At 29.2% G+C, this 24,799-nt stretch carries 16 protein-coding genes and 1 pseudogene; 13 read left to right on the forward strand and 4 right to left on the reverse strand.

Annotated features, from left to right (window positions below; translation table 11 throughout):
* Positions 1 to 2 precede the first annotated feature (2 nt).
* From ACY8DT_RS10110 to ACY8DT_RS10135, 6 genes are all read left to right on the forward strand, one after another.
* Positions 3 to 2,615 (forward strand): glycosyltransferase, encoded by a 2,613-nt coding sequence (locus ACY8DT_RS10110; protein ID WP_462420183.1) that lies wholly within the window; start codon positions 3 to 5, stop codon positions 2,613 to 2,615.
* 58 nt (positions 2,616 to 2,673) lie between these two features.
* Positions 2,674 to 3,483, forward strand: a complete 810-nt coding sequence (locus ACY8DT_RS10115) for a hypothetical protein (RefSeq protein ID WP_462420184.1) — start codon at positions 2,674 to 2,676, stop codon at positions 3,481 to 3,483.
* A gap of 1 nt (position 3,484) precedes the next feature.
* Entirely contained in the window at positions 3,485 to 4,003 is a 519-nt protein-coding gene (locus ACY8DT_RS10120; protein WP_462420185.1) for a hypothetical protein, read from the forward strand.
* Position 4,004: 1 nt separating this feature from the next.
* Positions 4,005 to 4,880, forward strand: a complete 876-nt coding sequence (locus ACY8DT_RS10125; protein ID WP_462420186.1) for a GW dipeptide domain-containing protein — start codon at positions 4,005 to 4,007, stop codon at positions 4,878 to 4,880.
* Positions 4,867 to 7,041, forward strand: a complete 2,175-nt coding sequence (locus ACY8DT_RS10130) for a glycosyltransferase family 2 protein (protein WP_462420187.1) — start codon at positions 4,867 to 4,869, stop codon at positions 7,039 to 7,041. Before ACY8DT_RS10125 ends, ACY8DT_RS10130 begins: the two co-directional genes overlap by 14 nt.
* Positions 7,042 to 7,309: 268 nt before the next feature.
* The gene (locus ACY8DT_RS10135; protein ID WP_462420188.1) at positions 7,310 to 9,202 is read left to right on the forward strand and encodes a hypothetical protein; all 1,893 of its coding nucleotides are present in this window, start codon (positions 7,310 to 7,312) and stop codon (positions 9,200 to 9,202) included.
* A gap of 400 nt (positions 9,203 to 9,602) precedes the next feature.
* Here ACY8DT_RS10135 and ACY8DT_RS10140 read toward each other — a convergent pair whose 3' ends face one another.
* A complete protein-coding gene (locus ACY8DT_RS10140) occupies positions 9,603 to 10,916 on the reverse strand; it encodes an IS1380 family transposase (protein WP_462420189.1) in 1,314 nt (437 codons plus the stop codon).
* Positions 10,917 to 11,175: 259 nt separating this feature from the next.
* Here ACY8DT_RS10140 and ACY8DT_RS10145 point away from each other — a divergent pair, with 259 nt between their 5' ends.
* The 7 genes from ACY8DT_RS10145 (at position 11,176) to ACY8DT_RS10175 (ending at position 21,270) form a co-directional block, all read left to right on the forward strand.
* Positions 11,176 to 12,456, forward strand: coding sequence for a hypothetical protein (locus ACY8DT_RS10145; protein WP_462420190.1), 1,281 nt, complete (start codon positions 11,176 to 11,178; stop codon positions 12,454 to 12,456).
* Between the two features lie 52 nt (positions 12,457 to 12,508).
* Entirely contained in the window at positions 12,509 to 14,107 is a 1,599-nt protein-coding gene (locus ACY8DT_RS10150) for a glycosyltransferase family protein (RefSeq protein ID WP_462420191.1), read from the forward strand.
* 43 nt (positions 14,108 to 14,150) lie between these two features.
* The gene (locus tag ACY8DT_RS10155; RefSeq protein WP_462420192.1) at positions 14,151 to 15,722 is read left to right on the forward strand and encodes a glycosyltransferase; all 1,572 of its coding nucleotides are present in this window, start codon (positions 14,151 to 14,153) and stop codon (positions 15,720 to 15,722) included.
* A 65-nt stretch (positions 15,723 to 15,787) separates the two neighbouring features.
* A complete protein-coding gene (locus ACY8DT_RS10160; RefSeq protein WP_462420193.1) occupies positions 15,788 to 17,371 on the forward strand; it encodes a glycosyltransferase family protein in 1,584 nt (527 codons plus the stop codon).
* Between the two features lie 80 nt (positions 17,372 to 17,451).
* Positions 17,452 to 18,768 (forward strand): nucleotide sugar dehydrogenase, encoded by a 1,317-nt coding sequence (locus ACY8DT_RS10165; RefSeq protein WP_462420194.1) that lies wholly within the window; start codon positions 17,452 to 17,454, stop codon positions 18,766 to 18,768.
* 194 nt (positions 18,769 to 18,962) lie between these two features.
* Complete coding sequence (locus ACY8DT_RS10170) at positions 18,963 to 19,772, forward strand: hypothetical protein (RefSeq protein WP_462420195.1); 810 nt, start codon at positions 18,963 to 18,965, stop codon at positions 19,770 to 19,772.
* Positions 19,773 to 19,794: 22 nt separating this feature from the next.
* Positions 19,795 to 21,270: a polysaccharide deacetylase family protein gene (locus ACY8DT_RS10175; protein WP_462420196.1), complete on the forward strand. Its 1,476-nt coding sequence runs from the start codon at positions 19,795 to 19,797 to the stop codon at positions 21,268 to 21,270.
* A 388-nt stretch (positions 21,271 to 21,658) separates the two neighbouring features.
* On the opposite strand, the pseudogene ACY8DT_RS10180 reads toward ACY8DT_RS10175, so the two are convergent.
* From ACY8DT_RS10180 to ACY8DT_RS10190, 3 genes and pseudogenes are all read right to left on the reverse strand, one after another.
* Positions 21,659 to 21,831: pseudogene (locus tag ACY8DT_RS10180) on the reverse strand (IS4 family transposase); the annotation flags it as partial.
* Positions 21,832 to 22,262: 431 nt separating this feature from the next.
* A complete protein-coding gene (locus tag ACY8DT_RS10185) occupies positions 22,263 to 23,081 on the reverse strand; it encodes an alpha/beta hydrolase (RefSeq protein ID WP_462420197.1) in 819 nt (272 codons plus the stop codon).
* 85 nt (positions 23,082 to 23,166) lie between these two features.
* The gene (locus ACY8DT_RS10190) at positions 23,167 to 24,618 is read right to left on the reverse strand and encodes a hypothetical protein (protein ID WP_462420198.1); all 1,452 of its coding nucleotides are present in this window, start codon (positions 24,616 to 24,618) and stop codon (positions 23,167 to 23,169) included.
* Positions 24,619 to 24,799 lie beyond the last annotated feature (181 nt).

The raw sequence follows: 24,799 nt of genomic DNA on the forward strand, positions 1-24,799 counted from the left end.
CTGTGGAAAGAAATGAATTGAAAGAACAGTTGAATATTTTTAAAGATAGCATTGATGAAAATTTTGAGCAGACTATCAATGAGATGGCAAACATTTTAAATCCAAGTGTAAATATTCATGAGTACAGTCCTAACTTTTTGTTTAAGCAGGATACGGATCCTTTTTACTATATGAAAATTAAGGATTTAAAGAGAGAGCAGGCTCTTGATAAATTTAAAGATATCATTGATGAGATACCAGTAAGTAATGGCAGTAGAATTTTTAAAAAGTTGAATTTGCATATAGGGATTATTGCCGATGAATTTCTATATAACTCATTTAAGGATGTCGCAAATGTAGAGTATATTTCGAGACATGAAAGAGAAAACTATAAAGATTATGACTTTGTTATTTTTGCAACCACATGGAGAGGAATAGATCAAAGTTGGGTTGGGGCTTCAACAGCCAATGGACCGATAAGACGACAGATGATTATGCTGGCTGAAGAGTATAATGATAGAGGAATTCCTACGATTTTTTATTCTAAAGAAGATCCTGTTAACTATAACCTGTTTAAAAGTCTTGCTAAACATTGTAAATACGTATATACATCAGCAAGTGAAGTTGTTGATACTTATAAGAAGTACACAGAAAATGAGAATGTAGATGTACTTCAATTTGGCGTGAATCCACATATACATAATCCAGTTGGAACAAGAACAAAATATGCTGAAAAATATAAGAATGAAATCCTCTTCGCGGGAAGCTGGCTGTCGAAATATCCAGTACGGATGACCGAAACAAGCAGGTTATTTAATTCAATAATTGAAGAAGAAGTACCTCTAACAATCATTGATCGAAATCTGGAATTGAAGGATCCCAGATACCAATTTCCAGAAGATTATATACCTTATATTACTCCACCGGTAAAACATAACTTTTTAATGAAGCTTCATAAAATATTCAGATGGAGTATTAATATGAACTCAGTTAAATACTCTGATACAATGTTTGCAAACAGAGTGTATGAACTTCAGGCTTTCGGTAACCTACTCTTATCTAACTATAATACTGGCATTAATAATATATTCCCAAATGTACGATTGATAAATGCTCCAGACGACTTTAAAGTAATATATAAAACTGATGAAAAAGATTTGAAAGAATTACAGGCGAAAGGTATCAGGTCTGTAATGAAGGAACATACTACCTTCCATAGAATTTTAAAACTGGCTGCAGATGTAGGCTTAAAAATACCTGAAATCAAAAAGAATATATTGGTAATATTAGAGAATGAATCTGTTAAAAAGGATTTTGACCGACAGATATATAAGACGTGTGATTACATCTATAAATCAGAACTAACACTTGAAAAGCTTAAAGATTTTGATTTTGTGACCTTCTTTAATAGCAATTATATTTATGAAGAATATTACCTTGAAGATATGATATCAGCATTCAAGTATACTGACGTTGATTTTGTAACTAAGAACAATGAAGTAGAAGCACATAATTATATTGATAATATATCAGATCTGTCAAAAGTGATGATAGATGTTGATGCTATTACAGATTTGGCTGATTTAAGTCAGTTGACCAATGGTTATAACCTCGATGAAGTAGAGATATTATCTAAAGATGAGTACGAGAAAAAAACGGAAAATTTACCTGCTGAAAAAGAATTGAGTGTAGTTGTGCCAATACATAATAATGGCACCTATTTAGAAGAAAAATGCTTTGCCAGCTTGAAGCGTTCAAGCAGTTTTGACAAGATGGAAATTATATTTGTTAATGATGGTAGTACTGATGATACAACGATTAAGATTATTAACCGACTTCTTAGAAGACATCCTGATATTGTTTATTATGAGTACCCTGACGGTTCAGGCAGTGCCTCAAGGCCAAGAAACAAAGGTGTGCGTTTGGCCACAACTGACTTTATTACTTACCTTGATCCAGATAATGAAGCGACTGGTGACGGATTTCATCAGATGCTTGAAATGATAAAAGAAAAAGATGTCGATATGGTTGTTGGAAATATAATAAAAGAAGATAATAATAAAAGAACGGCAGGAAAGTACACAGGGACCATTAAAAAGTATAACTTTGATAGATTATATATAAATGATCCGAAAGAATATATGGTGCGAGCAGCGATGCGAGTACAAAGTATTCAAGCATTAATTATTAAGAAAAACGTTATATTAGATAATGATTTAATCATGGTTGAAGGTGCAGCTGGTCAGGATACTATGTTTTTCCAAGAACTTGTTTTAAACACAAATAGTATACAAGGATTAAATAAATTTATACATGTTTATTATGCTGCGGTTGCTGGAAGTGTAACCAACACAGTATCGAAAACCTTTTTTGATAAATACTATAAGTTGGAGATTGAACGTATTCCTTTCCTGAAAAAGTATGATTTACTGGATGTATATTTAGAAGAGAGATTGAGTTTCTATATTAGAAAATGGTATATGCCTAGACTTGAACGTGTGGCAGAAGTAGATAAGCCTGATGCAGAGAGAAGATTTTTAGATATAATTGCGTTGTATGATGAGTATAATCCAAAGTATGAGTTAGAAGTTCAGGAATATCTAAAAGATCTGAAAAAAGAGCATAATCTTTCATAATATTAAAATGTGTGAGAGGCTTTATAATATTAGTTAATGTAATTAAAGGATGATTGAGATGATATTAAGTAATTTTGCAATAGATAGTTTTAATAATCACAAACCATATTTTTATTTACTAATCATAGAGAGCAATAATATAAATATATATCAAAACTATAACAAAACATTAATATTATCTCGGTCATCAGATGTTCAATATCAAATGTTGAAAGTTCATGAAATAAATCAATCTGAGGAAAGTATAAGTTTTAAAGTAGAGCTTCCGAATGATGAAAATGGGATTATTACTCCGGTAGATAGTGTGTTACTTATTCCTAAAATCAGGGAGCAAGTTAAAATTGACAGTGACACTACTTTAAAAAATGAACTGAATAATCACTTTGATATTGATTATGATTACTTTGAAGAAAATAGAAATAAAGTGGTGTATTCGAATCAGTACGTAGTTTTTAATAATAAGCTATATGAAGCATTGATTCTAGTGGACGAGATAATTGGTTTTATACAATCTGATCATATTAATAGAATGCACGCCTGCAAATCAGATTTTAAAATAATAAAAGATACAACGGTACATAAAAATAGTGGAATGACCCAACCTTATAAACTATTCAAAGCTTCAGAAAAACTATATAAAAGCATGTACATTATGCCATCAGAAAGTAAAATCAGATTTAAACACGGTAACAACAGCTTATGGATTGATAAACATGCGACTGATTTTAAAGAAGTAATAAGAGAGAAAAATTTTAAGGATATTAATGAAGTAGTATTAGATTCAATATTATTTCAATATCAACTTCAGGTTGAAAACTATCACACATACTACTGCAAGATAATTAAAGAAGAGTTGCGGAGGAGTTAAAATGGATATAATCAAATACAAATATGAATATGAAAAAGTATTTGAGAAAGAAATTAAACCGCATAATTTTTATTCTAAAATATCCAACAATGAGAAAAAATATAGCTATCCACTAGATGATGCACTTTTTTATTACCTTTCACCTCCATTAAAGAGTGAGTCATCAAAAAAAGGATTGAAGGTATCTGTCCAACAAAACAAAGTTAAAACTTTGTATTTATCTTATCTAACTCTAAACAATAAGTTTTCAGAAATGCCGGAGAAAACTTTTGTTGATACAAAGAGTATTACTGCATTTTATTTGGATTTGGGGATTGAAACCAGCAAGCATGTAGAAGTCATCCCATATATCATACATTATAATAATATGGGGAAAAACGGAATGACAAAAGTGGTAATGAGAAACCAACTAATAAGGCTGAAAAAAGATGATGTAAAATTACGTCTCACTTTCAAAATAAAAGGGTTTGGTAATTTTACTATAAAAAAAATTAGCCGAATAAATGTAGGTGTTAAATAAATTGGATCTGACTAATTTAAATATACAAGAAAAAGATATCAAGTATTCACAAAATAAATTATTTTTGTGCAATGAAAAAGGGACTAAGCTTATTTATGAAAATCTTGATACTCAAAAAGTAATAGGTTTAGTTAATCAACTGAACGGTAAAATTATTGAAGTTATCGGGAAAAGAAATTATAAAAACCGAATTTATTACAAAGTAAAGAATGATGGTATAGTACTTGGTTGGGTTTTATTAGATAATTCAATTCGTCTATATAGGATACCAAAAAAATTAGGCAAATTCACTCGCCTTTACAATATTCCCAACAGTTATTTCAAATATAGTAATTTAGAAAATCAATTTATAAATAAAATGGTTGAAGCCAGATACTATTTTGTTTACAAAGACACACAAGGAATTATAGTAAATATTATGGGTAATAGACAAAAATTTCTACCTGTATTAATTAATGACTTTTATCAACTTAGATCTGCCGATAAGAACATGAAGATAAAATTAGAATCTAATACAACTCTATATACAAATAACTACTTTGAAGAAGCAGCTGAAAAATTAGATGAACCGATTACTGTAAAAGTACTTGCGTATTATAAAAATCTTAATGAAGTTAAAATTAAGATAAAAGGTATGAATTATTGGGTCTATGGAGAAGTAGAAACTGATTCATCAAAAGAAAATGAGATTTACTTTGAAAATGAAGAGTTGTTAGATTTAATAATATTTCTAAAGGCTGAAAATAAATTGCTTAAAAACAAGTTGGCTAATGAAGTGAAAATTAAAAAAACTGTGAGAGATAATTTAAGTATTAGTAATGACTTGCAATCTTTATTTATAAAAAGGTATTTGGGTGATTTAAATGAAACTGAGTGAATTATTAGACCTGAATTATAATACTAATCAAACATTCAATAAGAAGTCTATTTTTTCTAAAGGTATGGATATTGCCAAGACGAAAATTTATACATTGGAAGGTTCAATAGTTAATGATGAAATATTTTTAATAGATAGTAATATTTCAGCTCATGAACTAAACAATGATGTTGATATAGTTATTTTAAGTGAGCCAAAATTTGATGAAATGACAGAAGAAGATTTAATGTCATATAAAAATACCTATGAAAATATATTGTCACAAGCTATAATTAAAGAAATTGAGATTATACACTTTGTTTCTAATTTTAAGTGGTATACACTTTTTCAGGAGCAGATTATTAAACATGAATTGCCTATCTATTTAACTGAAAATGACTATAAAAAATTAAAACATCTTTTAAGTAAAGAAGATAAGCATATCATTGATGATCTTCTTTATTTAAAAGATTTTAATTTATATTCTAATGACATTAATAGTAATATCATAATTGATTTGACTTTGTATGACGGTGTGACAAGTTTTTATAATAAGAATATTAATTCAATTTTAAATATGCTTCCAAAGTTTAATCATGTGACTATTTTAATTGAGAAAGATTCCTATTTTCCTGATATGGATTTTGAACATGTAAATATTATTGAAACGAATTTTATACCTTCCGAGCTGTTAGAAGAACATTCATATGTTTATTTATTTTCAAATAAAGCTTATGATACGAGTCAAATTTATAAATTGATATATTATGCTGCAAATTCTAAAGTTGTATTTTCAAATTATAATTTTAAAATTAATAATATGCTGCCCTCTGTGATATTAAATCTTACAGATAATTTAGACTGGATAGAACCGGCTGCTGAAGATGAGGCATTTGATATTATCAATGAAAATAGAAATACAGTCCTCTTCAAACATACGACACTAAATTTTTTAGAAAATATTTATAAAACAAGATTAAATGAAAAATTCATTCATTCTTATAATCTAGAAAAAGTGCTACCAAAATACGAAAGCAATCTCTATTTAAACAATGAAAATAAATTAGGTTCAGATCTTCATGGAGAGCTGAATGATTCCAGGTATGATTTAGAGGACACCTTAGCGTTTCCTATACTCTTTTTAGGGATGGATCAGGTGACTTATAAAGAATCTTTCTTAAAGCTCACAGAAGCATCTCAAGAGCTTGAAATACAATATAATAGGAACCTGATTCCATCTGTTACAAAGGATAAAAAGTTGAGTGTTATAGTACCAATACATAATAATGGTAAGTATTTGAAATATAAATGTTTCAGCTCTCTCAAAAGACTAAAGTGTTTTAATGAATTGGAAATTATATTTGTGGATGACGGAAGTACAGACAATGAAACTTTAAGAATCGTTGAAGATATAAGAGCAACACATGATATAGTTTACAAAAGGTTTGAAACTGGCTCCGGCAGTGCCTCCAGGCCAAGAAATGAAGGAGTACAACTAGCTACGACAGATTTAATAACTTATCTGGACCCGGATAATGAAGCGGTAGACGATGGTTACTCAGTTCTTTTGAACGAAATACATTCGGACCCGGAACTTGATATGGTAGTCGGTAATATCATTCGTGAAGATAATGAAAAAAGGAACTCAATCAGATATTCAACTAAAATAACCAGGGCTTTAAACAGTGATGTAATTACTAATCCGAAAGAAGCATTGATAAAAACAAATCTTACAGTTCAAAGTATTCAAGGGTTGATTGTAAAAAAGAATATTATAATAGAAAATAACATCAACATGGTTGAGCAAGCTGCAGGACAGGATACACTTTACTTCCAACAGCTATTGTTAAATTGTAAGAAAGTAAAAGTCGTCGATCATATGATTCATTCATACTATGCTTTTGTAGAGGGGTCTATTACAAACACAGTCACACATAAATTTTTTGAAAAGTTTTATAAAGTAGAACAAGAAAGAATAAAATTTTTGATCGAAGAGAATCTTATAGAGGAATATATGAATGTAAAATTTAATCCATATATTATCAATTGGTATATGGAGAAATATAAGTCAGTACCAGTATATGATAAAAAGAAATCTTATGAGTTAATTTTAAAAATTGTAGATCTTTACAGTGACTACTCTAAAGATTTTAGTGAAACTATATTAAAGTTTATAAAGTGATAAACTCTAACATTTGGATAAAATTATTATAAAAAGTAAGTGTTGTCTAAATTATTTAATTCATTTAGGTGCATCTATTAATCTGTATCTTGATTTATAGATGCACTTTTTATGTAAGTGAAGACTGTAAATTGAATGGTATTCATACAAACTGAAAGATTCTATAAAAACTTATAAATCACGATAAAATAAATGTTAAACTATAAATTATAGAAATAAAGGTGTGATTATTATTAATAAAATACGTTTATATCCAAATGGATTTATTTTGAGTGAAAAACAATTTGATAATATACCAGAATATTATAAGGTTAAAGAAGTTCTTAATAGGTATTATTACCATTATGATGAGAACTCTCAATATAATCTGACATCAGAAGATGATTACTTTATTATAATACACGGCCATTATATATATTTAGACTCTGATTATAATGAAAAAAATGAAGAATTACCTGGTATTTTATTAGAATATTATAAATTTGATTATGATAGGTTTTTGAACTTATTAGATTATATCGGTGGAAGATACACTATTATTATTGGAAACAAAGAGAAAGTGGAATTTTATCCAGATGCTACCGCAGCAAGAACTACGTATTATTCATTAAAAGAAAATATAGCATCCTCCCATGTCAATTTAATCAATGATTTATTACCGCATACTAAAGATCATATAGCTGAGAAAGCAGAGCTGTTAAAGTACCATTGGGATAGCACACCGTTTTCAGATATAAAGAGTATCAATCCAAATTATAAAATTGAATTATTAACAAAATCAAGAGAAAGATTTTTCCCGAGACGGGAAAATAAATATACTGAATTGAATCATGATGAACGATTGAATATAATTTCATCTCTTTGGGAAAATCAAGTAGATTATTATTGTAATAATTTTAAAAATATAATTTTTTCATTGTCAGGTGGAGCAGACAGTAGAGTATCTCTAGCTATGGTTAAAAATCATCTCGATGATCTAAAGTTTTTCACATATTCAACGACTGAAGGTGAAAATTACAAAAACCAATACACATCAGTTTTATCGAATGATCAATATATTGTAAAACAAATGCAACAAGACCTGAAGCTAAACCATGAATTTTTTTACTTTGATCAAAAGAAATTTACATTGAGTAAAGAAGAGAAGAATATTATCAGCAAGAATACTGTTAAACAACATGGTCGATTTTTAATTAATTTTTATTTGAGCTCTTTTCCTGAATCAAAAGTAATGCATATGAGAGGGACGCCTCTTGAGATAGGACAAGGATACTTTCTGGCGCGCGACAGAAATAATACAGTAAGTGAAGTCGAAAAAACATTCAATCACAATATGTCTAAATACCAAGATGAAATTTCTCAAGAATCTCTTAATGAACTATTCAATAATAGTGTTGAACTTTTTAATTACAATGATGATTTGTATAATTATCATAAATTAGATTTATACTATTGGGAAAATAGAATGGGGAGATGGCATTCTGAAATTTTAAATGAAAACGATGTATGTTTTGAAACTATTATGCCTTTTAATATGAGAGCTATGATTGATATTTCATTAGCATATAATAGAGTTCAGAGACGAGAGGGTTATGTATTTAATGAATTAATTAATAGACACTATCCTGTTTTAAATTTTTATGGAAAAAATACTAAGTTGAATCTTTATGAACAAAATAAAATAGAAAATAACGATGACAACAATATATTTAATAGCTTTGATGTGTGTAATGAGAAAGGAATTATTAGGACAGAAAATACGGATAACATAATATATATACCATACAGAGATCTGACTAGAAACACATACTCGACCGTGTCTTATAAATTCAATAAAACTATGGGTATTTTAAAAATCAATCTATTAAGTAAATATTATAATAAAAAAGCACCAGGATATTTAAAATATCAAATTTTAAAAAATAATAAAGTTTTATTAGAAGAAGATATTTCAAAATGGAATTTAAAAACGAATATCACCATCTTTAATCTCATTTTTGAAGATGTGATAACCATTAAAGTTGTTTCGTTGAAAAATATAGTAGGCGAATCATGGCAGGATGCTTCAAGAATAGAAATATTAGAACTTAAAGAGATTGGGACTAAAAAGACGAGTCCAATAAATGTTATATCAGATAGCCCTTTTTCAGATATACAATAGTAAGAACTATAATCGATACATTTAAATTAGTTATTAAATTGGAATGTGGTGACTATAATGAGTATAAAATCAGACAAGTATGCTGGTACAATTGTAAACTATTTCAGTGAACAGTTATTAAAAAGGGATTTTATTATCAAAAGAATTCCGTTTGAAAACTATTTTGAATACATTTCAGAGAACAATATAGATATACCTGAATTATTCATACTTCCCAGTTGAACCGTCAATTGCTTCAAAATTATATGATTCCTAATATTTTTCTATTTGCTTGGCAAAATCAAAGTGATTTTCTTGTTTTGAACAACATTTCAGAACGAATTTCTAAAACGGATCTGTTTTTGGACAGACTACACCCTTGGTCTAACATCAGTGTTTAAAAAATGGATGCCTGCCGCATTCACTCCAGTTTCAGTCTCTGAATCCGCCGGAGTACCTGGTCGAAAAAATCCTTGTATACAAAACTGCTGGACAATTTAAATTGAAGAGACCGGGCGGATTTCACGAGTTTACTGGCCACCTTGATGATGCGTATCCGGATGGTCTCAATCTGCATGGTCTGTTGGCCGTCTGGAAAGCAGAGGGTGCGCAGCCAGTTCGTCAGATTGTAGGCCAACAGACTGAGCATCATTTTCGCTGCATTGATCCGGAAGGTATGGCTGTCCATCTTGTCCATCCGGAAGCCATTCTTGGCTTCTTTGATGTAGTTCTCCATCGTACCGCGCTTGTTGTAAACCTTGACGATATTCTCTGGCGAAAAGGCATCACCAAGATTTGTGATGAAAAATGAATGCGTGAAAAACAGTTCATTCGCCGGGCGGACCGACTGAACAATCACTGTTCTCGGTTTGGACCAAGATTTCGCTTGATACTCCGTGGCTTCGAAATGATATTCCGTCTCTGTAATGTCAGACGCTGTGGCCGGAGACATTTCATCCGCGATTCGCTGAAGAATGGCATTGGATTTCAGGCGGATGATGTAAGCGACCGACTCCGTTTCACATAACTCATACAACGCCGGCACGGCGAAACCGCTATCCCCGCGGAGGAATGGTGTCGTTGCCGGAAACTTTTCATTGTAGTGAGCAATGAGCGGCTGTACAAAATCGACGACCCCATTGGAGGTATACACATTGCCCGACCGCAGTTTGACTTTGAGAAAATCCCCCGTCATCCCATCAAACGCAATGATAGGATGAAAACCGACCGTGTTGTAATGCGTGTTGTAGGCCGCATCCTCCTGGGCGCCATATGTATCCGCATGGGTGGAATCCAAGTCGATGATGAGCGCTTCCGACTGGCGGTGCGCATGGACTTTATCCAACAGTGTCTGATTGGCACGGTCCAGCTGCTCAATGCTTGTGTCATCAAAACGGGACCAGAACCGTGATAGACTGGGCTGAGACGCCAATGCATCGGACCCGAGGATTTGTGTAAACACTGGATCTGTCGTCAGATGGTCGGCACTATCATCTTCTGCATAGCCGGCGATTATTTGATACAGCTTCTGACGCAACAGATTTGCATTGGAATGGATGTGGTACAGCCGGTCGTCTTTCAAGTGCAGATGTTGGTTAATCGTCTTTGAGAATCCGATTGTTTCATCGAATTCCCGGAAGAGGAAACTGCCCGTATCCGATGACAGTGCACCGCCGTCGTTTGAAAGTTTGATCTTGCGATTGAAATCCAGTGAGATTTGCGGTAAAGTAGCCATTATAAGAACCCTTTCTGATGGTTATTTGGTAGTGCTTTAACCTTATCAGAATTGGGTTCTTTTTTCACTTTTCAAGTAAATGGCCATTCCCTTGAAAAGCCAGTGAAACCGGCATTAATTGCCTGTTAATGATTTTCTATGAATAATTCAGGATATAGTATTTATAGATAATTCAATTTATGAATCTGATCATCTATGGTTTGAAAAAGAAATAAAAACACTTCTATATTATTTAGAAAAAACATCGATAAAAGTTATAGTGATTAAGAATACAAGAGAGCAAATCAAACAATTATTCAAAGGCTTATTTGTCTGGGAAATAGGGAATAATGATAAGATATCATATTCACATAATCAACTAATAACACCAGTTCTCATTAATGAGTTTCTATACAATCCAATTAATACCCAAAAAGCAATAGATATATTACTAGTAAAATTTGATAAATCAATGAGTTTGAACAATGATTTTAAGATAAATAAAGCAACATTGAATGAAATGTCAATTAATAAAATTACCAGAGAGAAGTTGCAGGAGTTACTATTTAAAATTCGAAAGAGCAAGATTGTAGTTCTTGATTATAATGAAAATCTAGATTGCAATTTTATATTATATTTAGAAGCGATTGTTATTTTAACAAATGGTATATTTATTTTAGAAGAACAATATCAAACTCTCACAGAATATAATAATCAAGACAAAAAAAATTATATAAAAGCATTGTTAAATAGTGATGTTTTTATGCATAAAAACTGTATTAGTCAAAATCGAAAAAAGATGATTGAGAATACCTTAATAAATAAAAAGACATTGAATAGAGTTTTGAGTGGTGAAGTGCACAATGATAATATAGAGATTAGTATAATAACTTCTTCAATCAGAAAAAGTAGATTATCTTATTATGTAGAGCAATTGAATAGACAAAAACTTGTTAATATTGAAGCCACTATATTAACTCATAATTATATTTTAACTAATAAAGAAAAAGAAAGAATTAGAAATGTTGCTAAGTTTAAAATTAATATAATTGAAGGAGATAAATCTCAATCATTAGGGTTATGTCTAAATAAGTGTTTAAATTTCGCTTCCAAAAACTTTGTTACAAAGATGGATGATGATGACTATTATTATCCAAATTATTTAATTGATCAATGGATAGCTAAGAAGTATAGTCAAGCAGATGTAATAGGAAAAGGCGCACACTTTGTATATTTGGAAAATAATGAAACACTCATGCTAAGATCAGCAACAAAACAGTATAAATTTGTGAAGCAGGTTATTGGTGGTTCAATATTTTGTGAAACAGACTTTTTAAAATCGTATCAGTTTAATGACTTATCCAGTGGTGAAGACTCTGATTTTTTTAAAAGAATCACATCAGTTAATAAGTTAATATATGCGACTCATCCATATGAAATGTGTCTGTTTAGATCAAAGAATAAAGATAATCATACTTGGAAGATCGAAGAAATTAAATTGATAGGATCTTCAAAAATTGTGTCTTACGGGTCACCAGATAAATATTTAGAGGTAATCTAAAGCTTTTATAATTATTAGAATTAAAGATAGAATAGTTTATAGAAAAATTGAGGTGTTTGAACTGGATATACAAAATTATTACAAAAATTACCCAAATCTAACTCATGATGAAAATGTTGGGGTGATAACAAATTATGTTACAGAGCAAATGTTATCGTCTGATTTTAATACAATTACTATACCTAATGAAAATTATGAACGAACTTTACAAAAATACAAAATTAGGACACTGTTTATAGAATACGATATTTATGAAGTTGATCACCCTTGGTTTGAAAAGGAAATCGTTAGTATCATTAATCACTTTAATAACAAAGGTGTAAATATAATTATCGTTTCTATGATTGATGATATTTTACCGTATGAGATTCAAAAATTCCCTGAATTTATAATTGATTATCAAGCTCATCAGGCAAGTTATAAAAATAATAAATTAACAATACCTTTATGTTTAAATGAAACTCTATTTAATCCTCAAGATAACAAATTTGATACTGATATTCTATATTTTAAAGCGGGTAACTTAAAACATTATGATGAGCTTGTTGAATTCCATGAAAAGTTCCAACCTGTTATAAAAGAATCTACGGCAACAAGAATATCGCGTGAATTAATTAAACGACTATTACTAACTATAAAGGAATCAAAAATATTTTATATATATGAATCTCATGGGTTAAACAATACCTTATATAAATTTTTAGAAATTGCATCTATACTTCAAAATACTGTGGTTTTCTCAGAGAGAAAAAATAATAATTCACAGTATTCTATCCTATTTAATGATGCACAACAAACAGTAGATTATATAAGAGCATTGTTAAATAATAGATTATTTTGGGATAAACATATAATTAAAAAAACGCGAGAAGCATTCTTGAAATATACATTCATATTGAATGAGAATATTATAACTACATTAAGTGGTTCAAAAGAGAAACTTCAAGTGAAAAAAAATAAGATAGATATTAGTGTTATTGTCACTACTAAAAGAAGTGAAAATCTAACTAATTTAGTAAATGATCTGAATATTCAACAAAACGTGAATATGCAAGTAATCCTACTAACACATGGTTATATTTTAGATGAAAAATCTAAACTTATCTTATATAATCAAGCTGATTTTGAACTTTTAATCTTATCAGAAAGCGAAGATGTATCTTTTGGTAATTGCTTAAATGAATGTATTAATCATGTGAAATATGATTATGTTCTTAAAATGGATGATGACGATTATTATTTTTCAAATTTCATTATTGACATATATTTAGGAATTAAATACAGTGGCGCTACTTTAGCAGGAAAAAATGCCTTCTTTTTTTATCTTGAAGAAGATAATGTGGTTGGTGAAAGAAGAATGGACTTTCAATTCAAAGATGTTAAAGAAATAAAAGGAAACACATTATTATGTAGAACAGCTACTTTGAAAGAATATAAATTTGGCGATTTATACCGACATGTGGATTCTGACCTTATTATAAGACTGCGTGAAGATGGTAAGAGAATTTATAGTATCCACCCGTACGATATGTGTGTTTATAGAGCAGCCGATAAGACCGGCCATACTTTTCAAGTAAATGATAGTAGGTTTTTAAAAGATGCCAGAATATTATACTATGGACACCCTAATAAAACTGTTTCAACAGATTGATGAGACTACTTTGTTATTAGCAACATACTAGGAGTGATTAGAGATGCATGAATCTTATAGAGTCAATAAGAAACCATTATTAAATAAAGACCAAACAGTAGGAGTTATTGCAAACTTTTTTACAGAACAATTATTAAAAAGAGATTTTAAAACAAAAAAAATGCTAATAAATGATGTTCTAGATTTATTAGAAGAAAATATGATTGAAGTCGTTTTCATCGAGTGCAATATATACGAAGAAGATCATGACTGGTACGGCTATAGCTTTAAAGAGATGGCTGATTATATTGAAAAGTTCAATGTTAATGTAATAGCTGTAAATTCTGATCAACTTGAAAATTACAATGATTATTTTCAGTTAAATTTCAGTTCTAAACATAAAGAATGTGAAATTGAAGGGAATATAATTTCAATGCCTCTCATGCTGAATGAATATATGTTTAATCCAATCGAGACCCACAGAAAGAAGCACGATATATTGTTTTTTAGTTTAGGAGAGCCTGCTGAAGATAAAATTTTGAACCAATTTTTAAAAAGAGAAAAACCAAAATATGATGAAATTATTTCTCCTAAAATAACTAGAAGTACGTTAAAAGAACTTATCAGGAAAATAAAACTATCAAAAGTGTTATACATATATTATTCGGATGATTTTGACAAAAAACTTTTAAAGTACATAGAATTATCGGCAGTATTACAGAATACGATATTAATATTAGACCCGCATTTCACTTATCAAATGAATTACGCTTTTGTATCTCCAGATATAGAATCCAATGCAAATTATCTCCAAACTTTCATAAATGAAGGATTGTATACTGATAAAAAGATTATTAAATCTAATAGACAAGCGTTTTTAAATAACACATTAATGCAGTTACCATCACTCGATGAAATATTAAATGGTAATCTTGACAAGAAAAAAATAGAAGTTAGTGTTATTACTTCAACGAAGAGAAAATGGACAATCAATGAATATATTGAAAGAATAAATAAGCAAAGACATGTCGATATCCAGGTTATACTTTTGACACATGGGTTTGAGTTGAGTGTTGAGGAACAACAAAATATAGTTGAGAAGGCCAATTTTGAAATTAAAATAATAAATGAAGACTCAAGTGTGATTTTTGGAGTATGTTTAAACAAATGCATAGATTATGCTACAAAAGAATATTTTGCTAAGATAGATGATGATGATTTTTATTATCCTAACTACTTACTTGATTCCTGGATATCTCAAAATTATAGTAATGCTGATATTGTAGGTATATATTCACAGTTTGTTTATCTTGAGAGTGAAGATCTGACAATACAGCGGTTTAAATCTCATAAAAACCGATATTCAGAATATGTTGCAGGAGCAACTATCTTTTGTGAAACAGAACTAATTAAAAAATATATGTTTAGTGAAATACCAAAAGCGGTAGATTCTGATTTACTAAGAAGAGTATTGTCGAAAAATGGAAAAATCTATTGCGGTCACCCATATGAATTTTGTATCTTCAGAGCAGATGATAAAACAGCACATACCTGGACTGTACCAGACACTCATTTGCTTAGGTCATCTGAAATATTATTTTACGGTGACCCAACAGATTCTCTTTCAATTAATTAATTAAAATTTACTCGGTGGAGAGGGCAATACATTGCTTATAAATTAGAATAAAGGGATGTGTATATATGGAAGATATAATTCAGAGTCAAAAAAATTGGAACGATTTTCAAACTAATGGAAAAGTAGGTGTTATTACAACGCTTTTTTCTGAACAATTTTTGTCAGAAACATATGAGATAATTCCATTGTCATATGAAAATTATAGAGAAGACATAGAATTAAATGATGTAGATACCGTATTTATAGATAATGATTTATTTGAAACAGACCACGTATGGTATAGAAAAAATAGAGGGCATATCGTAAATTATTTGAAGAATAATAATAAAAATATATGTGTTATTAAAAACACGTCTTTAGATGTAGCACAAACTTTTAAAAAAGCATTTGTTCTTGAGATTGAGCCGGAGGGGATTGGATATAAATATTTAGGGTTGCTATTAAAAATGCCACTTACTTTGAACACAAAAACATATAATCCTATTAACACAGTAAAAAATATAGATATAACACATTTCTATATCGGCAAATCTACTACCACTTTAGACAATAAAAATTATAATCTGGATTTCATACCAAATGTGAAAATAAACTCCGTATTAAAGTTGAATAGAGTTTATCTTGAAGAGCTGATAAAAACTCTAAAAACCACAAAAATATTATATATAAACAAGAATAATGCAGTAGATATAGTTACTTTAAGATATATTGAATATATCGCTTACCTCAATTCCACCTATGTAATTTATGACCATAAATTTGAGTATAATTCACTATTTGAAAGTGATTCTACAGATTTTAAACTTAACAACAATATGATGACAGTTTTATTGAGAAATCCAGAGTATTCATTTAAAAAAACTTTAGCCAGACAAAGACATATACTTATAAACCATTCTATAGTTATGAAAGCTAATCTGAAAGAATTTTTAAAAGGAGAGAAATTAGAAAGAAACATCCCTAAAATAAGTGTAATAACATCAACCAATAGACGAGAAAATTTAGAATTTTATCTTGAGCAAATGAACTATCAAAGATATGTCTCACTTGAAATCAATCTGGTTACACATGGATTTGAATTATCAGAAACGGAAAAAGATAGTTTAAAAAAATCTTGTAAATTCGATGTAAATATTTTACATGCAGAAAGATTCGAAAATCTTGGTGCTTGTTTAAACAAATGTATCGAGTTATGTACACATCAAGTGGTTGCTAAAATAGATGATGATGATTATTATCTAGAGAATTATATGATTGATCAATGGTTGGCTTTAGAATATAGTCAAGCAGATGTCGTTGGAAAATCAGAATCCTATTATTATTTTGAAGCAGATGATTTAATAGGCTTAAGGAAAAAAGGTGAGCACTCAAAATATAGCAATTTCATAATGGGTGCAACAATAATGGCTAAATCAGATATTATAAAAGAACTGTTATTTGCTGATATACCTCGAGCAGTAGATACAAATTTCTTAAGACGAGTCGTCGAAAATGAAGGTACAATATATATAGGGAATCCCTATGAAATGTGTGTATTTAGATCAGCTAATACAGATGATCATACATGGCAAGTAAATAATCTGGCTATGTTAAAAAGCGCTGATATTGTAGGGTATGGAAATCCTGTCCCATATGTAAGTGTAAAATAGTTTATTTTGGTTTAGTTTAAAAAATAACACTTGAATATATGAAAAAGTATTAATATATCTAGTAGCTAGGAGATTATTATATGAAAGAAAAATTGCTTAATAAAGAAGCAAAACTATCTGTAATTGGTTTAGGATATGTAGGTTTACCTATTGCTATTGAGTTTGCAAAGTATGTAGAAGTAATTGGTTATGATAATAATGAACATAAAATTGAAGTATACAAAAATGGTAATGATCCAACTAAAGAAGTGGGTAATGAGATAATTCAAAACACTACTTTAAATTTCACATCTGACGTAGAGAAGCTGCAAGAAGTTGATTTTCATATTGTATCTGTGCCCACACCAATTAATACAGATAAAACACCTGATTTATCTCCTGTTGAAAGTGCAACTAGAGCTTTAGGTAAAAACTTAAAAAAAGGTGCTTATGTAGTTTTCGAATCAACAGTTTATCCTGGAGTTACCGAAGATATTTGTATACCAATTTTAGAAGAGGAATCAGGGTTAAAATGTGGAAAAGAATTTAAAGTGGGATACTCACCGGAAAGGATAAACCCGGGCGATAAAGTAAATACTTTAGATCAAATTGTTAAGATTGTATCTTCAGTGGATGATGAATCACTTGAGGTAATATCAGATGTCTATGAGATAGTTATTAAAGCTGGAACACATAAAGCAAACTCGATCAAAGTAGCAGAAGCAGCTAAAGTAGTAGAAAACAGTCAAAGAGATATAAATATAGCTTTTATGAATGAACTAGCTAAAGTATTTGATATGATGGAGATAGACACTAATGATGTAGTTACTGCAATGAAAACTAAATGGAATTCACTGCCGTTCACACCAGGATTAGTAGGAGGTCACTGTATTGGAGTGGATCCTTATTATTTCCTCTATCAAGCAGAAAAGCTAGGTTATCACAGCCAGATTATACAGGCAGGAAGAAAAATTAATGATTCAATGGGAAGTTTTATTGCTCAGGCAATTATTAAAAAGTTAATTGCAACTGATAAAATTGTTCGAAAAACAAATGTTGTAATGTTTGGTGTTACTTTCAAGGAGAATTGTCCTGACACTCGAAATTCAAAAGTTTTTGATATTGTAGAATCATTAAATGAATATGATATAAATGTAAAGTTTGTTGATGACCAAGCAGATAAAAAAGAAGCGAAAACATTCTATGATATTGATATCATTGACATGAAAGATATCGACGATGCTGATTGTTTAGTATTTTCAGTTGCACATAATGAATTTACATCATTGAGTATTAATGACCTAGACAAGTATTATAATGATAAACTACCACTAAATGAAAGAGTATTGATAGATATAAAAGGAATTTTTGATGTTAATGATTTAGAAAAATCTGGATTAGCATATTGGAGATTATAATTATTTGACTTAAATGAAATTTCAATAGTAATAATGATATTTTATTTTGTATAAAAGTATTCTAATCATTTATTTAGGATATCACTTTAAAAATTATATAAGAAACTAGACAGTTGCACCTGTTTAAATGAATATTTTGAATAGCTTATATCATTCGTTTAATCAATGAACTCTATTAAAGGTGGTTTAAAATAATGGAAATAAAATTACAAAATTTAAATTATAATATATTGTCTAACCTAAATTATGGTGAGATTCTAAAAATTAAAACTAATAACAATGAATTTTATTTCAAATTTTTTTTGAAAGAAAATTGCGAAAAACTATTTGTCCATAGTAATGGTGCAATTAATCGTGATATAAAAGAGCCACCTGTTTTTCATCGCTCTTCTTGGAGTGATGATATTGAGGGAAGCTGTATTTTTATTGATGATAAAACTATCCATAATACAGAATATAAAGCAGGGTGGGGTATTGGTACACGAGAAGAACATTATATTGAAAAATACTCTGAAATAATTAAATCATTTCAACAAATACTAGGAATTAAATCAAAGGATATTTTTTACTGGGGGTCAAGTGCCGGTGGTTTCATGTCACTCATGTTAGCAACGCGGCATATAGAATCCACTGCTATTGTTGGAAATCCACAGACAGATTTGAGAAGACATAATAAGACTAAACTGAAAAATTTGATTTTAAAAGGATATGGCCAGGTTGATGTTGATAATATAAGTCTGACAGATGGTTATCGATTTTCAGTTTTAGATTCAATATTGAAATTTCAATATATGCCTAAGATTGTTTATATACAAAATACTGTATTTAAACCAGATGTAAAAAAACAATTAAATCCTTTCATTAAAGAATTAAGAGAAAACAATATCTCTTGTAAATCACTCCATGTGATTAATTATAGAGACGATTATAGAGGTCATTTACCCTTGCCTAAGGATGATTATTTAAATTTCTTAAATTTAGCAATTAGTTTTAATGAATTTTAATATATTATAAGGAAGTTCTAATATGACAAATATTGATTATACACATATTAATAAAGAAGATCTTATAAAGAATGAAAAACAAGTATTTAATATTTATAAAAATGATAAATGTTATAAAACTTTAGTAAACCTCACGAAAGATAGAGAGAATATAGTTGTGTTCTTTTCAAACAACATTGAAAACACTCTACAAAATTGTAAGGAAAAAGAATCTATAAACCAATTATACTTTTCATATATCATTATAGAGGATCTTACAGCTACAGAAAATAATTTATTAGCTGGTTTTGGAATAGGTAATCAGAATATTCATTATGTAAGGGAATACAAAGAAATTATTGAAAAAATAACTGATGAAATAAACATTAGCAATAACAATGTTTATTTTTACGGTGAATATGAAAATGGTTTTATTTCTATTATATTGAGTATACTTTTAGAGAATTCTACAGCTATAGTACATAACCCTGTTAATTTTGTTCAAAGAATAGATGAGATGAATAAAAAAGAACTCTATAATACTTTATTTCCAAAACTTTCAAATGATGAAATAATAAAACAAAATCTAAAGAAATTTTCCACAACAGTTCATATGAGGAAAACTAATATCGCACCCCAAATTTTTTATCTACAAAATGAGTATGATCGGTCATATAAATCTCAATGTATTCCATTCTTAAGTAACTTAGAAAAATATAAAATCCATGATGGAAATATTATCAAGCTATTTTATAATAATGAGGATTCAGTTGGTCATAACTTATCATCTCATAAATTTCAAAATTTAATTTCTTCAGTCTTAAAAATAAACAATTTGCAGTATATGGATGATAATGTTTATTATAATTCTAAAGCTAGCTTAGTTTTATTAGATGATGATTGTAGAGAAGAAAGCTATAATATTTTGTATAAATATGGACAGAAAAATAAAATTCCTATAACTTTTGGTGTGAATTCCGGACATATTATTAATAAAACTAAAAAACGGATGAGTATAGAACAATTTGAAGAAATGGCTCATGATACTGAATATGTTGAATTTGTTAATCACACACATTCCCATGTTAAATTGACAGAGCTCTCAAATGATGAGATTGAAAAAGAAATTAAACTTTGCCAAGAGTTTTTAGAAAGCTATGGTATTTTCACACGTCATTTAATTTATCCTTTTGGTAAAGTTAATGAGGGTATAATTGACTTAGCTTCAAAGTATGTAGACAGTGGCAGCAAAACTGAAGGAAGAATAGTTAACCCAGAAGATAAACTTTTTAATCCTTTTCTCCTTAATAGAATAGCTTTTGAAAGCAATTTGGATAAAATAGAAAACAATATTCTAAAAGCGATAGATAGTAATGGTTTTGTAATAATCAATATACATTCTCAGTATGATACATTCTCTATAGAAAAATTAGAAAAAATTTTGCGGTTATGCAAAAAGTATAAAATAGATATTTTGCATTTATCTGAAGCAATTAAACGTTTAGATTTAATTAAATAATATTAGTTAATTTAGATAAAAATGTATCTCTTTATATAAGAGATTATCAAGGGAACCAGTTGAATGTAAATTGATTTCATTAGAAGCAGTAAATTCTATTTTTATTATAGTGTTTTTAACTTGAATATATTTGATTATTTTGACAAGATATGATTCGATACTTTTTCACATATTTTAACTCTGTAATGTTGCATGATTCGTGTTGGAATTTTCTGACATTAAACTTTTCTTAAAAGCGACAAAAAGTTAATACTTAAATAAAGATGAAATCACCCATTTGATTATTTACAATTAGACTTAAGAAAACAGTGTTTATTTGAGCGTTAGTAATCATCAATACCTCTTATGTCTCCGAGCCGGATATGTCAGATTTTCATATCGCAGGTCATAAGTATCGACTAATTTGTAAAGTTTCCCGTCGGCTATTCGTCTCGATTTTTATCAGCCCATGCAGGTAAAACAGAATTAGGGCAATGAATAGCAAGTTGTGAATGGTTCATTCGCTTTGATAGTAGACTTTTTGATGAGCAGATGCTTGATCCATTTGAAAAATAGTTCAATCGTACTTATCCGAATGTTCGGATTATCGCTCAGCGGTATTTATACATCTCTGAGTGCTTATGACGCTCAACTCAAAACGGTTTGTTATCATTGATCAAGTATTTCCATATTTAATGGTGAAAACGATTGCTCAGTAATGTTTTTAGTGTATTAATTCCTATATACTGGTCCTTAATTTTAGATTTTGACGGGTATTCACCTGACATATCTATTAATATTATTAGACACTTGTTAAATTATAAAAGCATTTTCTAATTTAAATTAAAATGTGATTCCCATTTGTAAATGGCAGTATTAAAATGTAGGAAATCGGCAATTTAAAATTGTTGGTTTACCTACATTTTTAAGTTGCCCTTGACACCCATTGTTATTTGAGTCAATGGGAATCACGTTTGTTATAGAAAAGGTACATTCAATATTAATATAGTGATTTATAAGTGTTTAAATGATAATATAGCATGCAAATATTCTAATGTTTTACTTTTTATAAGAGGTGAGTGACCACTTTCAGTATCATGGTATAACCAAAAAGTGATTTTATTGGTGTCCAATTTCAAGCTGTCAAGTTCATTAACAAAGGGAGTAAAGTGTCTTTTAATATCCGCTTTATGAGCATTATTTTGTATGTAAAATATCCGCGGTACATGATTCATTTTCTTCATCAATGCTGCTAAACTGAGTCGATGATATTGTGTTTTAATGATATCATCTTCAGTCATATCTGGAAATATATTTCTAAATAAAGCTTCCTTTCTTCTAGGATAATCGGTTAAAATATTAGTTTGAGGATTATTAGCAATGGCAGTAGTTCCTGAATGTAAAGTAGCTAAAGCAATGGATGATGTGCCACCAGCACTAGTACCCCAATAATAGACATCAGAATCCTCAATATCTAATGATCTCTGTACGACTTTAATAATTTCAGAATAATCTTCAACATAGTAACGATTTTTTGTACCCATTAGCCATGCAGTATTAAATGAGTCATCAGATATGTTATGCAACGTTTTGTCATCAATAAATATACAACTAGCATCTATAAGGTTTGACCAAGTTGATCTTTGATAAACTGGTGGAGTTTTTTTGTCGTACTTTAATGCACCATTTGTGTGCACTACAATTTTATTATATTGTTTATTTATATCAAATTTAAAGTAAAAATCTTCGTCATTATGTGTGATTATTACTTCCTCATCAGTAAGATTATCAAAAAAATTGTTATTAATATCTTTAGAGTCGATTCTAACCATATTATTTCCCCCTGAATTGTAATAATGTCATTAAAATAATGAATACATCATCATTATTTTCATCTGTTATTCATAATAATTCATTCTATTTGTCCTTTTCTTTAGATTGCTCATAAAGATTTTTAAGATTATTAATACCATAAAAATTTAGAATTGAAAAATTCCTATTAATTATTTCTTTAAACATATAGCCATCCCTTCTTTCTTCGTAATTAAAAGAAAGAGATAGACATATAAGTGCACGATGATTAAATGGATTAATAGTTCTAAACACAGAGTCGTGATTGTTAGAGACCTCACAAATCCAACGACCCATACGTAATTCCCAGTAAATCATATCTACAACATGATAATCATATGGTTTTTCTAAGAATTTGACATCTTTAGAAAAACTGTCATACAAGGATTCTAAATAATTCACATCTTTTGTTTGGGGTTTGTAAGCTTTGATATAGGCTTTTTTTGCCTCATCAAGATTACTAATTACTTTTTTTCTTCTGTGTAGATAAACTTGGCCTATCTCTAATAAATTGCCCCTGATATGTAGTAAATTTTTTCCAAATTCATTATAGACATATTTTGTTAACTGAGGTTTATGAGGACTAATTGTATTTTTACTGAGTATCTTCTTTTCTTCATTTGTTAAGACTATTGGGTTGTCATCTAAATAGAAGAATTTATGTTGCAAGCTGATGTCAGCGAGTATTTGACTTACAACTCCATAATCTTTAGATAGCATTTTTGATCTAGGCGTAGAATTGTCAATTTTATTTGTCAAAACATATGTGAAGAATTTTAACTCATGCATATGTTCTTTTGAAAGTGACAATGAGAAACGGCTATCTAAACCACCAGTAATAGAAAAAATAATATCACTAGAAGTTTTTGCATAATAGTCAATTTGTTTTTTCCAAAACTGTTCAACTAATCTCAGTTTTTTTTCTTCTGACATTTGAGTATATGGATTATTTTCACGTGGAAAAAATCTAGTGACATCACTTGTATTCAAATTAACATAATGATTAGGTAATGATGACTTAATATTTTCATATGGTGTTTCAAGCAATACATTCCCAAACACAGACTCTTTTTTTTCTTTTTTAATATCAAGTGTATCTGCAATTAATTTAGCATGTGAAGAAGCTAGTATTCTATTTTCTAAAAAGTAATTTGATCTGCCATTTGTAGCATCAGGATATAAATAGACATTATTGAAAGATTTAACAATTATAGTAAATCTTCCTCCTATAAAGTCAAGTGTATTTAGGAACTCATTACGATTATTGATAAATGAATTTAACAATATATCGGCTAAATCATTTATTGGGATATCATTAGATATCCCAATATGAACGTAATCACCGTGGATTATTAAAAAGTCTCCATCTTTTATACTTATGTCATAATTTATATCTTTGTCAACGTAATAGTAATAATCATTAGCAATAATATTCTCAGTATAGTGTGAAGGATACTTTGATAATTTATCTTCTGAAAATATGTATCCAAACGGGTACATTTTTAGTATGTCTTTCATAATGACTCTCCTTTAAAATACTTTTGAAACTATAAACTCTATTATACGTCATATAGAAATAGGATTCTATTTATTATAATATAAGATTAAAATATCAAGTGTCCAGAATTACTTGGTGAATACAAAATTATGTTTGATTGGAATGGAGTGTATTTAGTAAAAGCAATAAGATACAATAAAT

The organism is Salinicoccus sp. Marseille-QA3875, from assembly GCF_054950095.1.